6 protein-coding genes are annotated in these 4,063 nt (G+C 71.4%); 4 read left to right on the plus strand and 2 right to left on the minus strand.

All coding sequences use genetic code 11. The features are described from left to right. Positions 1 to 324, minus strand: a 324-nt coding sequence (locus H5J29_RS23580) for a hypothetical protein (protein ID WP_181783221.1), incomplete at its 3' end; no start/stop codon positions are given. A gap of 194 nt (positions 325 to 518) precedes the next feature. Between H5J29_RS23580 and H5J29_RS23585 the strand changes: the two genes are divergently transcribed. Beyond that, positions 519 to 1,832: an acyltransferase family protein gene (locus H5J29_RS23585; RefSeq protein WP_181783222.1), complete on the plus strand. Its 1,314-nt coding sequence runs from the start codon at positions 519 to 521 to the stop codon at positions 1,830 to 1,832. 220 nt (positions 1,833 to 2,052) lie between these two features. Further along, on the plus strand, positions 2,053 to 2,355 hold the full coding sequence (locus H5J29_RS23590; protein WP_181783223.1) for a DUF4193 domain-containing protein: 303 nt from the start codon (positions 2,053 to 2,055) through the stop codon (positions 2,353 to 2,355). Positions 2,356 to 2,431: 76 nt separating this feature from the next. Here the strand turns inward: H5J29_RS23590 and H5J29_RS23595 are convergent, their stop codons facing one another. Then, positions 2,432 to 2,848 (minus strand): DUF3093 domain-containing protein, encoded by a 417-nt coding sequence (locus tag H5J29_RS23595; RefSeq protein WP_220187829.1) that lies wholly within the window; start codon positions 2,846 to 2,848, stop codon positions 2,432 to 2,434. A 125-nt stretch (positions 2,849 to 2,973) separates the two neighbouring features. Between H5J29_RS23595 and dut the strand changes: the two genes are divergently transcribed. Both dut and H5J29_RS23605 read left to right on the plus strand, forming a co-directional pair. Then, entirely contained in the window at positions 2,974 to 3,450 is a 477-nt protein-coding gene (gene dut / locus H5J29_RS23600; RefSeq protein ID WP_181783226.1) for a dUTP diphosphatase, read from the plus strand. After that, positions 3,447 to 4,063, plus strand: a 617-nt coding sequence (locus tag H5J29_RS23605; RefSeq protein WP_181783225.1) for a DUF3710 domain-containing protein, incomplete at its 3' end; no start/stop codon positions are given. The genes dut and H5J29_RS23605, both read left to right, overlap by 4 nt.

The following is a 4,063-nucleotide window of genomic DNA, read 5'->3' on the forward strand; positions in this document are numbered from 1 at the left end:
CGTGGTCAGGACGGTCGCCGCACCCGGTGAGCGGGCGTCGAGGCTACGGATCGCGGCACAGCCGACGCTCGCCGCGAAAGTCTCCGGACGCAGCGTGACCAGCGGAGACACCACCGGCGCGGTCCCGCCCGACGCGGTCGGCCAGCTCAGCTCGGCGGTGTTCTGCGTGACGGGGAGGAACGGGATCGCCAGCGACAGGACGGCGGAGAGCAGACCGAGGCCCGCGGCGAGCGCGCGCAGCCTCGTACTCTGCTGAGGGGGAGCGGACCCACCGCGGCCGTGGGCGGCCGGGGGAGCCTCGTCCACCGTGTCGGTGGTCAGCACGCCGACTGACGGTAGCCGCCGTACAGTCGCACCGCCGAACGTGGGGTACCGGGTCGGTCACAGCCCGTTCATCCGGTTCGGGGATACAGAACTACATCCATGTGATTCCTACACACTGAGTAACGCGCTAGGCCATTCAGGCGCTATGTAGGGGACACCCGTGACGGCCACCCGGCCGCACCGTTGTGGTCCATGTGACGATCACCGCCGAGCACGCCCCCGTGCCCGCCACGGGCCCCGCCCCCGGTTCCGCGACGACGGAGCTGCGGGCGTTGACCGGTCTGCGCATCGTCGCCGCTGCGTGGGTCGTCCTGTTCCACTTCCACTTCACCGCGCTGCCGGGCGTCGCGCTCGTCGTCGCGGCGCTGGGGCCGGTGGTCACCTCCGGCGCGCTCGGCGTGGACCTCTTCTTCGTCCTCTCCGGTTTCGTGATCGCCTACACGTACCTGGAGAAGCTGGGCCCGAAGATGACCGCCGAGCAGACCGGCCGGTTCGTCTGGGCCCGGGCGTGCCGGATCTGGCCCGCCTACGCGCTGGTCTTCCACATGTTCGGGATCTGGCTGGTCGCCAGGGCCGTGTACGGCTCGGACCCCGACATCGCGTTCCAGGCCACGCAGCCCACGCTCAGCGCGGGCGAGTGGGTGGAGCAGCTGTTCATGGTCCAGCTCTGGGACCAGCCCTACTTCGACGGCGCCTCCTGGGTCGGCTCGACCTGGTCGATCAGCGCCGAGTGGCTCGCCTACCTGCTGTTCCCGGGCGTCGCGCTGGTGTTCCACCGGATGCGGAACCTGCCGTTCGTCGTGCTGGCGGGCGGGGCCGTGGCGCTCATGGCGCCGATCGCGGTGGCGTACCTGCAGACCGGCAGCCCGTACTACCCGTGGAGCTGGCTGGTCCGGATCCTCTGCGGCTTCGGCGGTGGGATCCTCGCCTACCTCGCCGTGCGCAAGCTGCGCGCCACCGACGCCCGGGTCCGCCGCGGTGCGTCCTGGGTCGCCACGGCCACGCCGGTGGCGATCGTGGCCGGGCTGATGGCCGGAGAGCTGGTGGGGCCGGGTCGTGGCGGCGCGGTGATCCTGCTGTTCCCGCTGCTCGTGGGCTCGCTCGCGCTGGCCGACGGCGGCGCGGCCCGCTGGCTCTCCACCCCCGCGATGGTGCTCGGCGGCCGGATCTCCTACGCGCTCTACCTGATCCACATCCCGATGTTCGAGGTCTACTGGCTGGCCATGGCCTACCTCCCCGAACTGGTGGGATCGACGGTCCTGGCTCATCTCGCAGGCCTTTCCATGCTGGTCGCGACCGTCCCGGCGGCCTGGCTGCTCTACCGCTGGGTGGAGGAGCCCGCCCGCGTGGCCATGAAGAAGGTGCCCGAGTTCCTGCACCTGCCGTTCCCCGCGGCCCCGGCGAAGCACGAGCCCGCGCTGGAGCTGCTGTCCGCGGGCCCCATCACTCCGCCCCCTGAACCGACGCCACCGGCTGACCCTAACGTCCGGGCCGTGCCCTCCGCGTAGGGACACGGGGAGTCGCCCGGACGACGTCACACCGGGGTCCGGGCACGGGCCGTGGAGGTCTCAGCTACCCTCTGCGCGCCGACGGGGGCCACCGGATCGCTGCACTGGGCGAATCGGGTGAGACGGGTGTCACTCGACCTCCGGGCACAAACCCCGACGGCCCGGACGTTGTGCAGCGGCACGAGCTGTAGATGAGAAGTAGTGAACGAGGGTGGGAAAGATGGCGACCGACTACGACGCACCGCGGCGCAACGAGGCCGATGACCTGGCCGAGGACTCGCTCGACGAGCTCAAGGCCCGTCGGAACGAGGCGCAGTCGTCCGCGGTCGACGTCGACGAGTCGGACACGGCGGAGAGCTTCGAACTCCCGGGAGCGGACCTCTCGGGCGAGGAGCTCACGGTGAAGGTCCTGCCGAAGCAGGCGGACGAGTTCACCTGTGGCAGCTGCTTCCTGGTGCACCACCGGAGCAGGCTGGCCGAGACCAGGGGGAACCTGTTCATCTGCCGGGACTGCGCGGCCTGATCCTGGGCTCACACCGCCGCACCGGCTCGCGGCTCGATCGTGGAAGGGCGCCCCTCGGGGCGCCCTTTCGACGTCTCTAGCCCCTCAGGGCGGCCGCGAGCTCCTCCGGTCGACGGCTGGAGACGACCCAGTAGGGCACCGGGCTCGCCGGGTCCGTGGTCTCGATCCGCACGACCGGCCCGATCCAGCTGCGGTGCAGCACGTGGGCGATCGGGTCCAGCTCGGGCCCCAGCGCCTCCTGCTTGGCCTTCTTGGACACGACCTGCACCCGTCCGACGTGCTCGAGGCGGATCCGCTCGTCTCCGGCGACCAGCTCGCCGTCGGCCACCCGGACCCGCACGCTGCCCAGCCGCCACACCGCGAGCAGCGCCAGCGGGATCAGCACGACGTAGCCGATCCAGGAGCGCACGCCGGGGTAGCCCATGTGAATCTCCGCGCCGAGCAGCGCCGCGATCCCGGCGGCGAAGAGGAACCACCAGAGCGGCGTACTCAACCGCTCGTCGAATCCAGGACGGCCGGACGTCGCAGGACCGGTGGTCGTCGGGTGCTCGCTCACGAGGCCCCACTGTAACGTCGCCCGTTGTGCCCGGCCCGATCGATGCTCCCCCGCACGAGCCGATGGTCACGCCGCTCGTCGACGTGCTGCTGACCCGCCTCGATCCCGACGTCCCGCTGCCCGCGTACGCCCGCCCGGGCGACGCGGGGGCGGATCTCGTCACGACCTCCGACGTGGTGCTGGACCCCGGTGAGCGCGCCCTCGTGGGCACCGGCGTGGCCATCGCGCTGCCGTTCGGCTACGCCGGGTTCGTGCACCCCCGCTCCGGCCTGGCCGCGCGGACGGGGCTGTCGATCGTCAACACCCCCGGGACCATCGACGCCGGCTACCGAGGCGAGATCAAGGTGTGTGTGATCAACCACGACCCCCGTGAGCAGCTGGTTCTCCGCAGGGGTGACCGGATAGCCCAGTTGGTCGTTCAACAGGTGGAGTACGCACGTTTCGTCGAGGTGGCCGAACTCCCTGCGTCCGAACGGGGGAGTGGTGGCCACGGCTCGTCGGGCGGGCACGACCGGCTGACGGGAGGTGACGGACCATGAGCGTGCGTTACGGCGAGGATCTGGAAGACCTCGAGTACGACGACGTCGACGAGCTCGACGGCGGCGACGACGAGTACGACGCCGAGTACGACGGCCCGGACCACGGACCGTTCGACGTCGCGATGCTCGATCCGGAGATGACGGACGCGCTGGCCCGGATGGACTTCGGCGCCGTGCAGGTGCCGATCCCGCCGAGCGGCACGGTGGCCGTCGAGCCCACGAACAAGGGGAGGCTGCAGGCCGTCCACGTGACGATGCCCGGCGGGCGGCTGTCGCTCTCCGCGCTGGCCGCGCCGCGCACGAGCGGGCTGTGGAAGGACCTCTGCGCCGAGATCGAGGCGTCGCTGCGCGAGGCCGGGGCCACCGTCCGGACCGGCACCGGCACGTGGGGCCGCGAGCTGTACGCGACCACGAACAAGGCCACCTCGGTGTTCGTCGGGATCGACGGCGAGCGGTGGATGGTCTACGGCGTCGCGTCCGGGCCGTCGGCGGATCAGGCCCGGCTGGACGAGGAGCTGCGCCGGATGCTGCGCGGCACGATCGTCGTGCGCGGGAAGTCGCCGTACCCGCCGCGCACCGTGCTGCCGCTGACGATGCCGTCCGCGCTGGTCGA

Source organism: Pseudonocardia pini, assembly GCF_013870575.1.
GTDB lineage: Bacteria > Actinomycetota > Actinomycetes > Mycobacteriales > Pseudonocardiaceae > Pseudonocardia > Pseudonocardia pini.